At 44.8% G+C, this 17,944-nt stretch carries 15 protein-coding genes; 3 read left to right on the top strand and 12 right to left on the bottom strand.

Annotation, left to right across the window (positions count from 1 at the left end):
* Positions 1 to 156: 156 nt before the first annotated feature.
* Positions 157 to 2,076: a molecular chaperone HtpG gene (htpG, locus tag CWI32_RS04085; protein WP_074383935.1), complete on the top strand. Its 1,920-nt coding sequence runs from the start codon at positions 157 to 159 to the stop codon at positions 2,074 to 2,076.
* A 428-nt stretch (positions 2,077 to 2,504) separates the two neighbouring features.
* On the opposite strand, the gene CWI32_RS04080 is transcribed toward htpG, so the two are convergent.
* From CWI32_RS04080 to CWI32_RS15140, 4 genes are all read right to left on the bottom strand, one after another.
* On the bottom strand, positions 2,505 to 3,626 hold the full coding sequence (locus CWI32_RS04080) for a hypothetical protein (RefSeq protein WP_100534691.1): 1,122 nt from the start codon (positions 3,624 to 3,626) through the stop codon (positions 2,505 to 2,507).
* Positions 3,627 to 3,718: 92 nt separating this feature from the next.
* Complete coding sequence (locus CWI32_RS04075; protein ID WP_100534690.1) at positions 3,719 to 5,113, bottom strand: hypothetical protein; 1,395 nt, start codon at positions 5,111 to 5,113, stop codon at positions 3,719 to 3,721.
* Between the two features lie 9 nt (positions 5,114 to 5,122).
* Positions 5,123 to 5,302 carry a hypothetical protein gene (locus CWI32_RS04070; protein WP_100534689.1) on the bottom strand — a complete coding sequence of 60 codons (180 nt, stop codon included), beginning with the start codon at positions 5,300 to 5,302 and terminating at the stop codon, positions 5,123 to 5,125.
* A gap of 267 nt (positions 5,303 to 5,569) precedes the next feature.
* Positions 5,570 to 5,737: a hypothetical protein gene (locus CWI32_RS15140; protein ID WP_167381255.1), complete on the bottom strand. Its 168-nt coding sequence runs from the start codon at positions 5,735 to 5,737 to the stop codon at positions 5,570 to 5,572.
* Between the two features lie 401 nt (positions 5,738 to 6,138).
* Here CWI32_RS15140 and CWI32_RS04060 point away from each other — a divergent pair, with 401 nt between their 5' ends.
* Positions 6,139 to 6,339 (top strand): dodecin family protein, encoded by a 201-nt coding sequence (locus CWI32_RS04060; protein WP_005095303.1) that lies wholly within the window; start codon positions 6,139 to 6,141, stop codon positions 6,337 to 6,339.
* Positions 6,340 to 6,448: 109 nt separating this feature from the next.
* On the opposite strand, the gene CWI32_RS04055 is transcribed toward CWI32_RS04060, so the two are convergent.
* The 4 genes from CWI32_RS04055 to ompR form a co-directional block, all read right to left on the bottom strand.
* Positions 6,449 to 7,099, bottom strand: coding sequence for a DsbA family oxidoreductase (locus CWI32_RS04055; RefSeq protein ID WP_005095305.1), 651 nt, complete (start codon positions 7,097 to 7,099; stop codon positions 6,449 to 6,451).
* Between the two features lie 229 nt (positions 7,100 to 7,328).
* Entirely contained in the window at positions 7,329 to 8,846 is a 1,518-nt protein-coding gene (gene scpC / locus CWI32_RS04050; RefSeq protein WP_005095307.1) for a succinyl-CoA:acetate CoA-transferase ScpC, read from the bottom strand.
* A 205-nt stretch (positions 8,847 to 9,051) separates the two neighbouring features.
* Positions 9,052 to 10,512, bottom strand: a complete 1,461-nt coding sequence (locus tag CWI32_RS04045) for an ATP-binding protein (RefSeq protein WP_005172991.1) — start codon at positions 10,510 to 10,512, stop codon at positions 9,052 to 9,054.
* A gap of 260 nt (positions 10,513 to 10,772) precedes the next feature.
* Positions 10,773 to 11,537 carry an osmolarity response regulator transcription factor OmpR gene (gene ompR / locus CWI32_RS04040; protein WP_004278590.1) on the bottom strand — a complete coding sequence of 255 codons (765 nt, stop codon included), beginning with the start codon at positions 11,535 to 11,537 and terminating at the stop codon, positions 10,773 to 10,775.
* Positions 11,538 to 11,873: 336 nt separating this feature from the next.
* Between ompR and CWI32_RS04035 the strand changes: the two genes are divergently transcribed.
* The gene (locus CWI32_RS04035; RefSeq protein ID WP_100534687.1) at positions 11,874 to 14,225 is read left to right on the top strand and encodes a Tex family protein; all 2,352 of its coding nucleotides are present in this window, start codon (positions 11,874 to 11,876) and stop codon (positions 14,223 to 14,225) included.
* Between the two features lie 54 nt (positions 14,226 to 14,279).
* Here CWI32_RS04035 and CWI32_RS04030 read toward each other — a convergent pair whose 3' ends face one another.
* The 4 genes from CWI32_RS04030 to CWI32_RS04015 form a co-directional block, all read right to left on the bottom strand.
* Positions 14,280 to 14,597, bottom strand: coding sequence for a hypothetical protein (locus tag CWI32_RS04030; protein ID WP_074383938.1), 318 nt, complete (start codon positions 14,595 to 14,597; stop codon positions 14,280 to 14,282).
* A 60-nt stretch (positions 14,598 to 14,657) separates the two neighbouring features.
* Entirely contained in the window at positions 14,658 to 15,737 is a 1,080-nt protein-coding gene (locus tag CWI32_RS04025) for a patatin-like phospholipase family protein (protein WP_100534686.1), read from the bottom strand.
* Between the two features lie 90 nt (positions 15,738 to 15,827).
* Complete coding sequence (locus CWI32_RS04020) at positions 15,828 to 16,250, bottom strand: hypothetical protein (RefSeq protein WP_100534685.1); 423 nt, start codon at positions 16,248 to 16,250, stop codon at positions 15,828 to 15,830.
* Between the two features lie 72 nt (positions 16,251 to 16,322).
* Entirely contained in the window at positions 16,323 to 17,942 is a 1,620-nt protein-coding gene (locus tag CWI32_RS04015; protein ID WP_100534684.1) for an ABC1 kinase family protein, read from the bottom strand.
* Positions 17,943 to 17,944: the final 2 nt, after the last annotated feature.

Raw genomic sequence — 17,944 nt, 5'->3', positions numbered from 1 at the left:
CTGACAGTCGGTCTGGCAAAGATTAAAACCCTGCCAGATCAAGTGCTCAAAAATATCTTGTGAAAAAATATACCACTGACTATTGAAAATTGAGGAACTCACTCCATTCATATAGGCAACAGTATTGACCTGTATTTAAAATAAAAGGAGTGATTAATGAGCGAGTCTAACGCACAAAAACATAGTTTCCAGGCTGAAGTGGCTCAGTTACTACATCTCGTGACCCATTCGCTTTATTCAAACCCTGAAATTTTTCTGCGCGAACTGATTTCGAATGCCTCGGATGCTTGTGACAAATTGCGTTTTGAAGGGATCAATCATCCCGAATTTTATGAAAATGATCCGGATTTACGTGTTCGTGTCAGCCTTGATGCAGAGAATAAGACCATTACCATTTCAGATAACGGAATTGGTCTAAGCGAACAGGAAGCTATTGATAATTTAGGCACCATTGCCAAATCGGGCACCAAAGACTTTATGTCTAAACTGACCGGTGACCAGAAGGCCGATGCCCAGCTGATTGGCCAGTTTGGGGTCGGTTTCTATTCCGGTTTTATTGTGGCAGACAAGATCACGGTAGAATCACGTCGTGCCGGTGCAGATGCATCTGAAGGCGTACGCTGGATTAGTGGCGGTACTGGTGAATTTGAAGTTGAACAAATTCAAAAAGCAGGTCGTGGTACCGATATTATTCTGCATCTGCGTGACGATGCGCTGGACTATTTGCAAAGCCATAAAGTCAAACAGATCATCAATAAATACTCAGACCACATCAGCCTGCCAATCCAGATGCAAAAAGAAGTCTGGCAGGAAGAAGAAGCAGCTGAAGGGGAAACACCGAAAGGTGGCCAGTATGTCAAGACTGATGAGTGGGAAGCGATTAACTCGGCCAGCGCACTCTGGACACGGAGCAAGTCTGAAATTACTGAAGAACAATATGTCGAGTTCTACAAAAACTTAAGCCATGATTTCACGGCGCCATTGGCCTGGGCGCATAACCGGGTGGAAGGCAGTACTGAATATACCCAGTTATTGTATATTCCAAGCAAAGCCCCACATGACATTTTCACCCGCGAATCCAAAGCTGGTATCAAGCTGTATGTGAAACGCGTCTTTATTATGGATGATGCGGATAACCTGATTCCGAATTACCTGCGTTTTGTACAAGGCGTGGTAGACAGTGCGGATTTACCACTGAACGTCAGCCGTGAGTTGCTGCAAGAAAGCCGCGATGTAAAAACCATTCGTGACGGGAATGCCCGCCGTATCCTGACGATTCTGGATCATCTGGCCAAATCTGAAGATGAAAAAGATCAGGAAAAATTCAAGACTTTCCATCAGGAATTTGCTTCAGTGTTGAAAGAGGGCCTAGGCGAAGATTTTGCCAACCGTGAACGTATTTTGAAACTGCTGCGTTATGCAACCTCGAACAATGATGAAGTCAGCACGTCATTGGCAGACTATAAAGCAGGCATGAAAGATGGCCAGAAAGCCATCTATTATGTGACTGCAGACAGCCTGAATGCTGCAAAGAATTCACCGCAGCTGGAACTGTTCAAGAAGAAAGGCATTGAAGTTCTGCTCATGACCGAACGCGTAGATGAATGGGCGATGAACTTTGTGAATGAGTTCGATGGCACGCCGTTGCAAAACGTGTCTAAGGGTGCAGTTGATTTGGGCGATCTTCAGGATGCTGAAGAGAAAAAAGCACTTGAAGAAGCCGCAGCCCAGTTTAAACCGGTGGTCGAGAAGCTGACTGATTCACTCAAAGACAAGACCAAAGAAGTGCGCGTGACTACGCGTCTGGTCGATTCACCGGCCTGTCTGGTGACTGGAGAAGGGGAACTATCTCCACAATTAATCCGTATGCTGAAAGATGCAGGTCAGCCTGTACCGGATATGAAGCCGATTCTGGAAATCAACCCGGAACATCCTTTGGTGAAAAAACTGGATGGCTCAGCGCAGTTTGACGATCTGGCCAATGTGATCTTTGATCAGGCGGTGATTGCAGAAGGTGGATTACCAGAAAATCCTGCTGAGTATGTGAAGCGTATCAATAGCTTGTTGCTTGCTTGACACATGATGCTCTAAGCTAAAAAATCCCTCTACGGAGTAATGCCAGTCAGTTAAGGAATTGACTGGCATTTTCTTTTTCAAATTCATGATTATATCTGATAGATAGAAAAGTCATCCGCAACTGTTTGAGGCATGAGGTGTATTGCACCACAAGATTTAAAAATGATTGTTTCTGCGACAAATTTACTAATCGATGGTGGCTGACGAGTTTTGCGGTGAGGAGTGTTGCTCCGCAAGATGCCTTCCTTGCGAAGCTTCGCTTCTCATTTGGGCGAAACCAAAGTAACAAATAATTTACAAGAATTTGATTTATGACATTAATACTCCGCCGTGAATGACTAAAAAATTAAAGAGTCTATTTCTAAACTCTTTAACTGGTCAGCATTACCTCTACGGAGGGATTTTTTAGCTTTGCACAGCGCTTGAGTTTAAAACAATGCCTCTAAACGCACCAAAGCACCAACATAATGATCACGATCTTCGCGATGGTCATTCAGATAGTTGAGGTCGGTCTGGACAAAAAACCATTCACGTAAAAAAGGCTGTCTCCAGGACACATACGGTCCCCAGCGATTGAGGCGTAGATCCTTGTCATTTAGATAACCGCCAGTATAAATACCATAGCTAAAACGGTTGTCCTGAAAAAACTGATGTTGCCTAAAGGTATAATTGTCCCAGGTCAGATCGTCATCTTGATCATCTGCATAGGTCAGACTGAGCTGATTGGAAAAAAATGCCTGATTGGGACGGGCATGGATCAGTTCCAGATTGGTACGCAAATAGTTTTCACTTTGAATCCCGTAGCGATAAATCTGTTCGGCATGAAAAAAGTAGTCATTTTCCAGTGTCCAATCTTTACTGGCTTTGACGCGCAGGTAGATATCATCTCCGGAGCGTAAACCCAGATCCAGATCGGTTTCAAAAGGAATCCGGTCTGACCATTCCGACCAGCGTAAGGCGAATGAGCTGTTATCCTGGCGTGCGCGCTTGGTATCGAGACGCTTATCTCCAGATGTTGCCGGATTTTCATTGGTAATCGCGACATTACTGTCTAATTCATTGTCCAGACTGTCATCACCGAAGACCAGACTCAGCTTTTGTTCTAAGGTGGGAAGTTTGATTCTGCCACGGATACGGGGCTTAATCTCATAACCCTCATATTCATCCCAGCGATTATCCAAAATGACACGCAGTGTGGCGGCAGCCGGCTGATCCGGATCAGTTTCACCGAACCAGTTGTCAATTTTATGCGCAGTACGATCTGCCCATTCTCGGATGCCTTTCTGTTTCTGATCGGCCCATGAATGATTTTCCGTTTCTAGCGTTGGCGGGACGATGGCGGTATTCGACTGCTCTGGAAGAATGGTTGGTGTTGCATCAATCAAACGCGGAATTTGATCCAGCAGTCCTGAACGTACCGGCTCAACATTCTCCGAGCTTTTTTCCTGGTCTGAAGAAGCATCTTTTACTGAATTTGCCCAAGACATGCTACTGCTGATTCCCACGCCAAGAGAGAGCAGGAATATCTGAGTAATTCGATTTATTTGCATGAGATATTTATTACTCTTGTATTCTTTTATTCAGCTGTAGTTTTCTTAAATATAGCGATAAAAAGCAAGTTAAAGCTACAAAATAACAGCAATTATTCAATGATTTGAGTCTGAATTGCCTGATAAAGCTCCATGACCTGAATGGGTTGCGACATCATTAAAATAATCGTGTGAATTTTTTGCCAGTTTAGCTGTTGATCACGTTGCAGCAAGATAGATGGATAGGCCAGTTCATCCTCTGCGAGAGACAGGCGTTTTTCACCATGAATCACGCGTATTCGCTGATGTTCTTGCAATAAGAGTATCGGTGTAGAGAAATCCGCAAGGGCTTCCTCAAATGAGATAAATTTTTGTTTCTGAATCGAATCTGCCGGAATATAAGGATAATAATCGGGTTGTGTCCAGACTATTTCTGCTTGTTGCAAATAGGCTTTTGACAACAGATGCAATTGCGTGAAACCTGTACTTAATTGAGGCCACGACAGCGATTTAATCGCAGCAGCCTGATACTGATGCTGACTCAACCAATGCTCAATACAATAGTGCGCCTGTAATTGACTTGATGCACCCAAAAGCATCAGATATTTAATAAACTGGCCTTGCAGATTCAGCTGCTCCACCAAATAAACTTGGCGTGCCTGCCAGTGATCTTCTGCGGCATAATACAGCACAATATCCAGATAGGCTGGATGCCCGACATCAGGTTCCAATTCTAAAGCACAAAGCCGCTGGAGATTGGTATCTTCCGGAGTCAAAGGCTGAACCTGCGCAATCACGTCTCCCAGTTGAATCTCGGTGGGAAAATCGATCACTTCTGGGACAATAATTTTTTCCTGCACAATCGCAGTTTCAGTGGGTAATGGATGATCTAGATACTCAGACGTGGCCTGTATCTGAATGTGTGGTTCATCTGAATGATTTAAGCTTAATGAGTTGATTTTTGCTTTTTGTCGGCCACGATGATATCGAGTCGTTGCCGCCGCTTTTAAGCTGGCTTCTGCTTCATTCAGGGATAAGGCCGGTACAGTCAATGGAGGAGCCGCTTGCAGACCGGTTGTCAATTGTTGCTGTGACAGCCAGATAGAACATTGTTGTAACTCATTCCATTCACTGTTTAGTGCAGGATGCTTCGGTGCCGGAATTAGCCAGACCTGCCAGCCACGCTCAGGATGATGTAGAATTGCCCAGCCTATATCTGGCTGGGTATACAGTGCCTTTTCCAGAGCTGGAATCTCGGTGAAATAACCACGAAAACTTAGATGATAGGGGGTACTGGCGGAAAATTGATAGGCAGCAAGTTCAGGCTGGGTCTGGGCTTTAAACGCTAAAATCTGATTTTTAAAAATAGGTTCATCACAAAGATTAAAGATATCACGAATTCTTTTTTTGAAACGGGCCACGTCGTACAGAGGTAGAGCCTGACGCTCCAGTTGCTGGATCAATTCATGTAATTCCTTGACTAAGTGTGCTTTTTTTAAAGCGTTCATTTTATATCTCTAGATATGTTTTAGCGCTTTATCCAAAGTTTGGGCCAGCACCATATTCAGCGCCAACTCGATTAATTTGTATTCAGCAGAATGAGGATCTGTATGGCGTTCTGCCATTTCAATCAGAAAATCAATAGAAATGGACTGAGGTGGAATTTTGCCCTGCACCAATGCCTGAAGTCTGTTCATAACAATGCTTTTGTATTATCAGTATTTTTATATTGCTAAAATTATATGCGTAGATCACATGAAATAGTGATTTATTTTAACTGTTTTATATTTATAAACTAGTAAATTTAATGACAAAAAAGCGATCAATATCAATGGAAAATAACAAAATATGAAATGATCGATAATTTTTAAAATACAGATTTTCTTCAGAGAGCAGCTAAATTAAATCGATATAAAAAAACAGGCTGAATCAATCAGCCTGTTTGCATAAAAACTTGTTGGGTATTAAGCAGTTTTTTCAGTTGCCGGCGTTACAGTTTCTGTATTTACAGTTTCAGCAGGTGCTTTGCTTGCCGGAAAGTCTGGCAGATAAACCACTTGTGCCATTTGCGCTGATGCTTGAACAGAAAAAGCCATAACAGTTGCTGCGAAAGCAAATTTAAGAGCATTCATGGGACGACCTTTAATATCAGGGTGCTCAATAACTTGAGCAGAGGGGAGAGTATTTAAACTTGATTTGGGTGAAATCATAACAAATAAGGCTGAATAGAAAATGATAGATTCGGCAAAAGCAGCACCTAAAAAATTAGAAAAATTATTCTACAAAACAATATATTAGTGTATTTGCTCTAGTCTGGGTTTCAGCTGTTTATGGGGCTTTTATGGTTGTTAGTCACAATGGAAATTTGAATACCATGAACTGCCAAAATAAGGTCAACAGATTTTCATCTGCTCAGATGAAAGCTTTGTTCAATCCATGTAAGTTTTTGCTGTCGCTTGTTTACGCGCTGCTGCAATCCTGTGGGAATGAACTAAGATGGATTTTCATTCATGTTTACAATGAGAGTTTCATTATGGCAATTGCAAAAGTGGTGGAAGTTAATTCAAGCAGTACGAAAAGCTTTGAAGATGCGATTCAAACCGGTATTCAAAAAGTCACAGAAACCATCAAAAATGTACAAGGTGCCTGGATCAATGAACAGAAGGTGGTCATCAAAGAAAATAAAATCACGGAATATCGTGTAAATTTAAAAATTAGTTTTCTGGTCGACTAAGTCAATGAGTGTAAATGACAGGCAAAAAACATCCCCATCTGAAATGGGGATGTTTTTATAAATTTTCTGAGTTCGATTGCCTAGGCGTATTGCAACTCTCTGTTGAGTATTATTCAGCCGGATTTTCTGCTGCAGTCTCCAGCGCTTTCTCAAAAACCTGCAAGAACACGTCTTTAGGCTGCGCGCCTGCCAAGGCCACACGTTGATCAAAAACAAAGAAAGGTACACCAGTCACTTTGAGCTGATCCTGTGCCACTTCCTGATCAAATTTGACAAAATCAGAAAATTCATCAGAGTCCAGTAAGTCATCGACCTCGACCGGATTCAGGCCAATACGTGCTGCGACATCTTCCAGTGTTTCACGCTCTCCAATGGCCAAGCCTTGCGTCATATAGCTATAGAAGAAAGCTTCCTGTGCATCAGTACCCAAACCTTTGCTTTGCGCCAGATGAATAATACGATGCGCATTGAAAGTATTGCCTGAGTTGGCACCTTCCCAGTTAAATTCAATGCCTTCAGCTTTGGCCATCTCGGCAATATTACGCTGCATTTCTTCGACTTCAGCTACGCTACGACCATATTTTTGTGCCAGACGCTCAGAATTGGACACTTCCTGGCGCACTGGTGCTTCAGGGTCGAGCTGGTAACTGTGCCAATGCACTTCAAGTTCAATGCCTGCTTCTTGTGCAGCTGCTTCTAAACGTTTTTTACCAATATAGCAGAAGGGGCAAACCACATCTGACCAGATATCTACGCGCATGTCATGTCTCTAATTTACTCTTGTGTTTAAGTATGAGGGTGAAGAATCAGAATTTAAAGTCCTTGAGCATCAGAAGGGGATTTCTACAGCATATTGGCAGCATGAAGATTGGACGAGAATATGAATGATAGCCTGATGATTTTGTCCAGAGAGTCTACTTATGGCTATTCAACAAAGATAAAAATCCCATAAAAAAACGCCCCGTAGGGCGTTTTTCGAATGCAGTCAATTATGCAGTTTTTACTGCAGCTTCAACAGCCAGCATGTGACCATTTTCTTCGAAGTTTGAATGCCAAGACAGCGCTTCACGAAGCAGATGAGGTGTATGGCCGCCTTTTGCAGAAGCACGGTCAAAGTAATCATTCAGGGCATCACGATACATTGGGTGTGCACAGTGATCAATCACTGCACGGGCACGCTCACGTGGCGCTAAACCACGAAGATCTGCCAGACCTTGTTCAGTTACTAGAATGTCTACATCGTGTTCTGCATGGTCGATATGTGAAGCAAACGGTACTACAGAAGAGATGTCGCCACCTTTCGCAATAGATTTGGTCACGAAGATCGCCAGGTGTGCATTACGTGCGAAGTCACCTGAACCACCAATACCGTTCATCATTTTGGTACCGCAGACGTGAGTCGAGTTCACATTACCGTAAATATCAAACTCAAGTGCCGTGTTGATACCGATAATACCTAAACGACGTACCAGTTCAGGATGGTTCGAAATTTCCTGTGGACGTAATACCAGTTTGTCTTTGTATTGTTCCAGGTTGTTAAATACTTTCTCGCCATATTTAGCAGACAGGGTAATCGAAGAACCTGAAGCAAACTTCATTTTGCCTGCATCAATCAATTCAAAGGTACAGTCTTGTAGTACTTCTGAGTACATGATCAAGTCTTCGAAGTTCGAATCTTTCAGACCGGTCAATACTGCGTTGGCAATTGAGCCAATCCCCGCCTGTAATGGACCTAAGTTTTTCGGTAGACGCTCTTCAGCCACTTCTTTTTCAAAGAAAGCGATCAAATGATTGGCGATGCTTTGCGTCTCATCATCTGGTGCAGTCACTGTAGATGGTGAGTCGTGCAAGTCATTGTTGAATACGATACCGACAATTTTTGCTGGATCAATATTGATCGCATGTGTCCCGATACGCTCATCCACTTGAGTCAAAGGAATCGCTTGACGCGTTGGACGGTATGACGGGATATAGATATCGTGTAAGCCTTCAAATGCCGGGCTTAAGTTGGTATTGATTTCTACAATTACTTTTTCAGCAAAGATTGCAAAGCTTGCAGAGTTACCTACAGATGTGGTTGGAATGATGCCGCCATCTTCAGTGATTGCAACCGCTTCAATGATCGCAACATCTGGTTTTTTCAGCTGTTGGTTACGCATTTGTTCAACAGTTTCAGACAAATGCTGGTCGATGAACATCACTTCGCCGTTGTTGATCGCCTTACGTAAAGTGTTGTCGACCTGGAACGGTAAACGACGTGCCAGTACGCCAGCTTCAGTCAGTTGTTTGTCTAGATCGTTTCCTAGTGATGCACCAGTAATTAACGTGATCTTTAATGGATTTGCTTTTGCTTGTTGAACTAAAGCTAAAGGAACCGCCTTCGCTTCACCCGCGCGAGTAAAGCCACTCATACCCACAGTCATGCCATCTTTGATGAATTCAGCCGCTTGTTCTGGACTGATGACTTTGTTGTGTAGGGAGGCTAAACGGATACGATCTAAAGACATTTTAACTCTCATTAATTCTTAAACTATGAGACGGATTGTACCGCTCAAAAAATGTATTGTGCATAGGTGTTAGGCTAAGGTCTAATTTTTTAGCTAAATGTAGGTATAATAAAAAATGATGATTTTTAAGTGATTGAATTAATGAAATATAAAATGAATTGTATAGAAAAACTACAAAATCATTTGCTCACTGACTGATCGTTTCTTAAAAGCGATCAGTCAGTGTTTGGCGGATTTTATCAAGTGTGGTGGCTGGGGGAGGCGTCTCTGGGTTAAGCTGATTCAAGGGGAGTGAGATGATGGCTTCAAGTCCACCTTCAGGGCGATTATGAATGCGTAATTGACCTTGATGAATATCGACAATCCGTTTCACAATAGCCAGTCCCAAGCCACTGCCTTGGACGGTTCGTGCTGAATTTCCCCGTACAAAAGGCTGCATCAGCGCTTCAATCTGATCTTCCGGAATGCCTTCGCCATGATCTGCAACACAAATTAACAGCTGGTTTTCCTCGACATGTGCAGAGATTTCAATCGGTTCTGAACCATAGCGTTTTGAGTTATTGATCAGGTTGCCAATCAGTCTTTTTAGCGACATGCTGCGCGCCTGAATCATCGGTATTTCTTGCGGACTGAAACGGATATCGAGCGGTTTAAACTGCTTGACCAGTTCCTGAAGCAATACATTGACATTGGTGTCCTGTGGTTCTTCATCGGAACCATCACGCATATAGGAAATGAACTGATCCAGAATCGCGTCCATATCTTCCACATCATAAATCAGACCTTCTTTGAGAAAGTCTTCATCGGGCATCATTTCGGCACTGAGACGAATCCGCGTTAAAGGCGTGCGCAAGTCATGTGAAATACCGGCCAGCATGATGCGGCGTTCCCGCTCGGTCTGGTCCAGGGTATAAATCATCTGGTTAAAGGCATGATTGACCTGACGGATTTCCAGTGGGCCATGATTGGTGTCCAGATAAGGTGCTGAACCAATGCGGCTATAACTGTTGGCGGCATTCTGCAAGCGGCGTAAAGGACGGTTGAGCTGACGCACCAGGGTCAGGATAATAATGCCGACAATAATCGGCGTGCCCAGTAACCAGCCCAGAATCAGCTCATTACTATAATTGGCATAGGTTTTTAAAGGCTCTTGCACCCAGTGACCATTCATTTCAGGGGTCTGGATCCAGATGCGCGGGCTTGGTTTAAACTGGAAATAGACCGTGGCCTCTTCAATACGTAGTTCTTTGGCCAGCTTGGTTTCGATCTGCCGGGTAAAAAATTCTGCAATCACTTTTTCCCGAACAGTGGGATACTCTGCCGGATTGGTCACATATTCAATACCAACGCGGTTTTTTAACCAGGTATCAATATCGACTTCCTGCTGTTTATGATACAGGCGTAGATCGGGATTATTGAGAATTTCCAGTTCCATGGCCAGATAGCGCGCATGTTGCTGGATTTCAGGTAAAAATAAGGTACGCCAGAAGAACCACAAAGACATGAACAGGCTGAAACAGACCACAAAGACCACCAGAACTGTGGTACGCATGGCGGCAGAACGCGGTTTGATCTTGTCCAGAAAGCGTTCCCCACGGGTGCGTTTTTTTTCTGAGTAGGTAACAAAATCGGTAAATTTTTGTGGGTCGATGGGGTCGAGTTTCACACTGCGTCCTTTTGCTCAAAAGGGGAGGCTTCCCCCCGTAGTTGGATACACGTTAAGGTCATCCGCAACTGTTTGAGGCAGGACTCAAGATGGTCAATGATGTTTCTGCGAGAGAATTGCTTGAATGACGGAGGTTGTCGAGTTTTGCGGATGACAATGGTTTTGCTTACTTTTGTCGAAACAAAAGTAAGGCGAACCGCAGGTTAAACCCTATAAATGAGCTTAAACCATAAGACTCCGTCATGAATCAAGGTATTAATTTACTCCGCACCATCTGGAACAAACACATAACCCACACCCCAAACGGTCTGGATATAACGCGCACGCGCCGGATTTTCTTCAACCAGACGGCGTAAACGTGACACCTGAACATCAATCGAACGTTCCATGGCACCCCATTCACGACCACGCGCCAGATTCATCAGCTTGTCACGGGTGAGCGGTTCGCGTGGATGCTGAACCAGAGCTTTCAATACCGCAAACTCACCTGTGGTTAAAGTCACGACTTGACCTTCACGGGTCAATGTACGGGTTGATAAATCCAGTGACCAGGGGCCAAATGAGACCACTTCCATTTGCTGGCTCGGTGCGCCCGGTACTTCACGCACTTGACGACGCAATACCGCACGAATACGCGCCAGCAATTCATTCGGATTAAACGGTTTAGGCAGGTAATCGTCCGCACCGGCTTCAAGCCCTGCAATACGGTCAGAATCGCTGCCGCGCGCGGTGAGCATGATGATTGGTGTGTCGATATTGGACTGGCGTAAACGACGACAGATACTTAAACCGTCTTCAACCGGAAGCATAAAGTCGAGCACGATCAGAGAAAACAGTTCCCGCTGTAAAAGTCGATCCATCTGCGTGGCATCGTGTGCAGTTTTCACCACAAAGCCTTTATCTTCGAGGAAACGTTGCAATAGGGTACGCAGACGAACATCATCATCAACAACCAAGATGCGTTCGACTCGGTCTGTTTCGGTATGTACGGCATCGGCTTTTTCAGCAGGTACAACTAAACTCATGAGATGCTCCTTTATTCTTTATTGTCGTCATAAACAAAAAATGAAATATGCTTTGAGTATACGATTCATTGATATTAATTGACTATGCTCTAAAGCACCAAATATTGCAGTTAAAATCAAGACATAGATACCAAATATATACATCTAAATGGACAAAAAATATGATTTGGAGCAACATAAAAAGCAAAGTTCATGCAAACTATATTCAGAAAAGCTGAAAACTGTCGCACTTCATAATATAAAGTTGAGACAAATTAATAAAAACAATGGTGGATTTTATAGGCCCGGTCTTTATAATCATGCCATTTAGTACTTATCCTTGTGGGATCAAACACGATGACTGACTTAGTTCAGCAGTTGGCAAAAGAACTTGCCGTACGTCCAAACCAAGTTGAAGCTGCCATCAAGCTTATTGATGAGGGTGCCAGTGTTCCTTTTATTGCACGTTACCGTAAAGAAGTAACGCAAGGCTTAGACGATACGCAATTACGTCAACTCGATACGCGTCTATCATACTTGCGTGATTTGTATGAGCGCCGTGACAAGGTGATTGAATCACTCAAAGAACAAGATAAATTGTCTGATGATTTATTGGCGCGCGTGAATGCAGCGGAAACCAAAAATGCATTGGAAGAAATTTACGCGCCGTACCGTCCAAAACGTACCAGCAAATCATTCAAGGCCAAAGAAGCCGGTTTAGGCCCGATTGCCGAGAAAATCTTTGCCGAAGCGGTAGATCCAGCAGAAGCGCTGGCCGGTTTCAGCCATGAAGATTATCCAGATACAGAAAGCCAGCTTGATGCGATCCAGCACATCCTGATTGATGACTGGGCACAAAATATCGCGCTGACCACTGAACTGAAAGCCACTTTTGCCAAAACTGCAGTGCTGAAAAGTCTGGTTGCGAGTGAAGAGAAAAAAGAAGTTGGCAAAAAATTTCGTGATTATTTCGATTTCTCTGAAAACCTGAGCAAAGTGCCTTCACATCGTTTACTGGCGATGCTGCGTGGCCGTCAAGAAAACGTCCTGGGCCTGAAAGTGGATGGCGAAGATGCTGCACCATTGGCACGCATTGAGACTGAATACAATTTAGAAACGATTCAGCCGCAAGCACGTCAGGATTTCCTGAAGCAAACTGCAAAACTGTTCTGGCTCGGCAAAGTGCGTCCAAGCATTGAACATTCATTGCTGACTGAAAAACGTCTGGCTGCTGAAACAGAAGCCATGAACGTATTTGCTGAAAACTTGCGTCATTTACTGCTTTCTGCTCCTGCAGGCGCGCGCACCACTCTGGGCGTTGACCCGGGTATCCGTACCGGTGTGAAACTGGCTGTGGTGAATGCATCGGGTGATGTGCTGGCACACAGCACGATTTATCCATTTGCACCCAAAGATGATAAAGCAGGTTCATTGGCTGAACTGGCACGTTTATGCCGCGAGTTCAATGTTGACCTGATTGCAGTGGGTAATGGGACGGCAAGCCGTGAAACTGAAGCTTTAGTGGCTGAAATGATGGCGGCGAACAGCGATCTTAACCTGACCCGTGTATCTGTGTCTGAAGCAGGTGCGTCGGTGTATTCAGCATCAGAACTGGCTTCTCAAGAACTGCCAGAGCTGGATGTGTCGATTCGTGGTGCAGTTTCAATTGCACGCCGTTTGCAGGATCCATTGGCTGAACTGGTGAAAATTGATCCGAAATCGATTGGTGTGGGTCAGTATCAACATGATGTAAACCAGACCGGTTTAGCGAAAACCCTTGAAGCAGTGGTAGAAGATTGTGTGAACTCGGTCGGTGTCGATGTCAACACGGCATCTGCGGCGATTTTGGGTTATATCGCAGGTCTGAATAAATCGATTGCACAGCAAATTGTGGAATTCCGTAAGGAAAATGGCCGTTTTGATAATCGCCAGTCCTTGAAGAAAGTGCCACGTTTAGGCGAGCGTACTTTTGAACAAGCCGCGGGCTTCTTGCGTATTCAAGATGGTTCTGAGCCACTCGATGCTTCTGCAGTGCATCCAGAATCTTATGCACTTGTATCTAAAATTGTTGAAGCGAAAGCGACGACAGTGAAAGATATCATTGGCAATACTGAAATCATTCGTCAGGTCAATGCTGAAGAATTTGCAGATGAGAAGTTCGGTCTGCCAACTATCAAAGATGTTTTAAGCGAACTGGAAAAACCGGGTCGTGACCCGCGTCCAGAATTCCGTACCGCGAAGTTCCGTGATGACATTACTGAAGTTGCGCAATTGTCTGAAGGCATGCAGCTAGAAGGCGTAGTAACCAATGTCACTAACTTCGGTGCATTTGTCGATGTCGGTGTGCATCAAGATGGTTTGGTGCATATTTCTGAACTTGCCAATGAATTTGTCGCGGATCCGCATAAAGTGGTGAAACCGGGTCAAATCGTGCAAGTGCGGGTCTTGAATGTGGATGCTGAACGTAATCGTGTGAACTTATCGATGCGTCCTGAAGGTTCTGAAGCGCCGGCAAAAGCACCACGTCAGCCACGTCGTGAGAATGAACAGCGCGGTGAGCGTAAGCCTCAAGGCAAACGTCCACAACAAGCACGTCCGCAAGGTGAGCGTCCTCAGGGCAAGAAACCGCAAGCGGCTAAACCACAAGAGCAAAAAATTGGTGGTTTGGGTGCGTTGCTACTTCAAGCAGGCATTAAAGGTTCAAAGTAATCTTTAATTGCTAAAAGAAAACCTCCCGATCGGGAGGTTTTTTATATGTGATTTTTATGAATTGATCATCGGTACAATCCAGCTGGTAATAATCAGCAAAATACCCAGATGCCCCATTTTTCGTGTCACATAGACCAGTTTCGACGGTGGCTGTTCCAGTCGTTTGGCATATTCTTCCATGCTAATGCCTGCTTTGGTTTTACTGCTAAATAAAAACACGCCCAAGTCAATACAGATCAGAATCGTACCAATATCAGCGACCAGCTCCATCAGGACAAAATCTTGGTTATACAGCGACATGCTCACGCTATAAGTCAGATAGACGGCAAAGGCCAGACACAGGTATTGCAGGACCACTAAAAACTTCTGCATAAATCTCAACAGTTCACAAAATGAAGGCAATTATACAAATAATCGGGCACTCTCGGTCAATTACAAGCCTTTCATGACCTCAGCAAAATTTTGCTTCTCGACCAGTTCCAGAAATTCATCGCCTAAACGCTGACTTTCAGCAATACAGGCTTTCCATAATTTGATCCGCTCTGCCTGATCTAGGCCCTTCAGGGTAAAATCCTTACGATCCGGTAAGCGGCCTAAAGGCAAACTTTGCAGATAGTCCTGCGATGGAGAAAGCAACAAGGTGCGTGCCTGATTTTCCGGATTTGAGGTACGTTTAAATAACTTGTCAAACCAGCCGGGGGTAATGCTGTCAGTAAAATGTGGATAGAGCACAATGCCTTTGCTCTGAAAGGGCAGGTCAATGTGATAGTCAATCAGACCACCATCGCGGTAATAACCCTGCGGTGCATCTGGAATATTGTTCACCGCTGCCATTACCCCGGGAATCGACGCCGAGGCCATCAGCCAGGACAATACACTCTGCTCGGTCAGGGCATGATAATGTGTAGTAAATCCATCTTCCGCGATTTGAAATTGTTCCCCCATATTCGGCTGGCTAATCACACGTTGCATAAAATGACGGCTGTGTTTACGTGCAACAGCAGTCGTTCCGACAATTCCGGCTACAGAGGCCAGCAAAGGCAGCACTTTGTCACTCTGGAAAATGTGCTGGGCTTTAATTGAAATGACTGCGAGATGATAATCCGGATGATTGACCAGATCATTTTCCTTGCCTTGTACCAGGTCGAGTAGCATGCCGCGGCAAACTTCGCTGACCTCCTGGCGGGTCATTTTTTTATGGAAATAAAGGTTGGTATACAGCTCAGCTAAACGCTCGGTTCCCTGTTGAGCCCCATGTGCAGCCATACTGGCAAAACGCCAGCTACCAATCGAGGAACCAACGAGAGTACGCCGTTGTGGGGCACGTGGGAAAAACTCGCCAAAAATCGCCTGATCCAGACCCTGAATCCCGATTCCTTTTGGGCCACCCGCAGCACCGGGGATAATATCGACCTGTTCAGGTTGTAATCCTTGTTGCAGAATCAGCTCACGTGCCAGATGGCCAGCACGAATCGTCAGCGCAGGCGCCCGTTTTTGTAAAATCTGTACCATGATTCAACCCATACCAGCCAAGTGTGTGCTTATTTTAATCGATGCGTCTTTAGACCCAATGGCAAGATATGTCCTAAGGTGACTTGAGAGTCATGGCATCGGGTTGATGTAAGTGTGCATGAGTTCTTTATTGCGTAAATTTAAAAAAGGTAGATTAAATGAAATAATCAAAAGCGTGGTTATAGGATAGCTTGGCCAGTAAAAAGCATGAATTAGAAACAAACTACCTGCAATACCTATCCATATTTTTAAAGCTAGTATTAGCTGTGTTTGTCGTAGACAGAATAGAAATAACAACGGAAGCAGGTTAAAGCTGACAATGAGCCAGAAATAGTCACTATGAATCAGGCGGTAGAATGTGGTATTGGCAGCAGGGGACCATGCAAGCCAATGGGCTGTTTGGTTGATATAGAAAAAAATATCTATCCATGTTGGGAAGCTGTAAAGTAGTGCAGTGAGAAAGGTTTTTTGTCTATTCTGGCGATACAGTGCGCATAAAAAACTATATTTCATTTGGATATTCTTGTTTTATTTTTTCAATAATTTAAGCATAAAAAAGCCTGACGAATCAGGCTATTTAAAAAATTATTTCGAAATTCGCCAGACTGCCAGAACGCTCACCAGCACAATCAGAAGCACCGACACAAACCATGGTGAAATAATCGCAATCGACAGCAGAATGGCCATGATACTGCCAAACATCCAGCTACGTTTTTGCTGAAGTTCCATTTGCAGGCGCATGCTTTGCAGTTCATTGAGCTGTTTGGCATGCCAGGCTGACTGGTTTTTCAGACCGTTCAGGCTATCAATCATCAAGGTTGGTAGATCCTGTGCCCCTAATAGCAGATCCGGAATTTTTTGTCCCAGTTCTTTCAGGTTCTTTTGCGGATTCATCTGCGCCTTGATCCAGTCCGTCAGGATCGGTTTGGCCAGACTCCAGATATCCAGTTCCGGATACAGGTCGGTTCCCAAGCCTTCGACATGCACTAGTGTTTTGAGTAGCAGCATCAGTTGCGGTGGAATTTCCAGATGGAAACGACGGGCAATGTCCATCACTTCAATCAGAATACCGGCGAAATCCAGTTCATGCATTGGTTTAGAGACCATCGGCCCGACACTGCGGCGCATTTCACGAGCCAAAGCATCCTGATCGGTACCCGGTGGAATCCAGCCAGCTTGATGCACCACCTGAATCAGTTGCATGAAGTCGCTGTTCATGACAGCCAGCAGCATGCGTGCTACGGTCATCTGGTCATGCTTAGACAGCTCGCCCATAATCGCGCAGTCCAGCGCAATAAAACGCGGATTACTCGGATTGATGGTTTCGACAAAAACATTGCCCGGATGCATGTCGGCATGGAAAAAGTTATCGCGAAAGACCTGGGTAAAGAAAATAGTCAGGCCTTTACGTGCCAGATCAGCACGATCCATGCCGAGTCGGTCAAAGGTCGCGATATCTGAAATTGGCACTCCGGTAATGCGCTCGGCCACCAGCACATCTTTGCTGTCCATATACACTTCCGGCACGTACATCATGCTGGAGCCGGTAAAGTGATGGCGCATACGGCGGGTATTGTCCGCTTCCAGGGTCAGGTCCAGTTCATTCAAAATGATCTGACGATAATCCTGAATAATTTCAGACAAATGTAAAGCACGTGCAGCTTCGAGACGTTTTTCCAAAAAGTCCCCCAGCCATTGCAGAATTTCAAAATCCTGCAAAATCTGCTGGCGAATATTCGGACGGGTCACCTTGACCACCACTTCACGACCATCGTGCAGGGCTGCGGTATGCACCTGTGCAATCGAGGCTGCTGCGAGTGGTTGCACATCAAAACGGGCAAACAGGGTATTTACATCGGCTTTCAGCGATTCCTGAATGCGCATCCGCGCCACGTCATTGTCAAAGGGCTTGACCTGATCTTGCAGCAAAACCAGTTGCTGTAACAGTTCAGGTGCAATCAGGTCGCGACGAGTGGAGAGCAGCTGGCCCATTTTGATGGCCAGCGGTCCCATTTCCTCTAGCGCCAGTTTCAGCTTGAGTGGATTCTTACGTTCACGACTGGACCAGGCGGCCGGATGCATACGGATCAAAGACAGAATATGCCGGGCCTTTTCTGGTAATTCTTCCGCAGGAAACAACGTATCGAGTCGATAGTGCGCGGCGATGCGCCAAAGTTCGAGTAAACGTGAAACATGCGGAATCATAA

Source organism: Acinetobacter pseudolwoffii (assembly GCF_002803605.1).
Classification (GTDB): domain Bacteria; phylum Pseudomonadota; class Gammaproteobacteria; order Pseudomonadales; family Moraxellaceae; genus Acinetobacter; species Acinetobacter pseudolwoffii.
The sequence above is the reverse complement of the archived record's forward strand: the minus strand, read 5'-3'. Positions and strand labels throughout refer to the sequence as shown.

What these genes read in the sequence shown, in the direction of transcription:
- CWI32_RS04080 (WP_100534691.1), bottom strand. Translation starts at nt 3,626, where the DNA reads ATGCAAATAAATCGAATTACTCAGATATTCCTGCTCTCTCTTGGCGTG.
- CWI32_RS15140 (WP_167381255.1), bottom strand. Translation starts at nt 5,737, where the DNA reads ATGAATGCTCTTAAATTTGCTTTCGCAGCAACTGTTATGGCTTTTTCT.
- CWI32_RS04035 (WP_100534687.1), top strand. Translation starts at nt 11,874, where the DNA reads ATGACTGACTTAGTTCAGCAGTTGGCAAAAGAACTTGCCGTACGTCCA.
- CWI32_RS04030 (WP_074383938.1), bottom strand. Translation starts at nt 14,597, where the DNA reads ATGCAGAAGTTTTTAGTGGTCCTGCAATACCTGTGTCTGGCCTTTGCC.
- htpG (WP_074383935.1), top strand. Translation starts at nt 157, where the DNA reads ATGAGCGAGTCTAACGCACAAAAACATAGTTTCCAGGCTGAAGTGGCT.
- CWI32_RS04070 (WP_100534689.1), bottom strand. Translation starts at nt 5,302, where the DNA reads ATGAACAGACTTCAGGCATTGGTGCAGGGCAAAATTCCACCTCAGTCC.
- CWI32_RS04055 (WP_005095305.1), bottom strand. Translation starts at nt 7,099, where the DNA reads ATGCGCGTAGATATCTGGTCAGATGTGGTTTGCCCCTTCTGCTATATT.
- CWI32_RS04015 (WP_100534684.1), bottom strand. Translation starts at nt 17,942, where the DNA reads ATGATTCCGCATGTTTCACGTTTACTCGAACTTTGGCGCATCGCCGCG.
- ompR (WP_004278590.1), bottom strand. Translation starts at nt 11,537, where the DNA reads ATGAGTTTAGTTGTACCTGCTGAAAAAGCCGATGCCGTACATACCGAA.
- scpC (WP_005095307.1), bottom strand. Translation starts at nt 8,846, where the DNA reads ATGTCTTTAGATCGTATCCGTTTAGCCTCCCTACACAACAAAGTCATC.
- CWI32_RS04060 (WP_005095303.1), top strand. Translation starts at nt 6,139, where the DNA reads ATGGCAATTGCAAAAGTGGTGGAAGTTAATTCAAGCAGTACGAAAAGC.
- CWI32_RS04025 (WP_100534686.1), bottom strand. Translation starts at nt 15,737, where the DNA reads ATGGTACAGATTTTACAAAAACGGGCGCCTGCGCTGACGATTCGTGCT.
- CWI32_RS04075 (WP_100534690.1), bottom strand. Translation starts at nt 5,113, where the DNA reads ATGAACGCTTTAAAAAAAGCACACTTAGTCAAGGAATTACATGAATTG.
- CWI32_RS04020 (WP_100534685.1), bottom strand. Translation starts at nt 16,250, where the DNA reads ATGAAATATAGTTTTTTATGCGCACTGTATCGCCAGAATAGACAAAAA.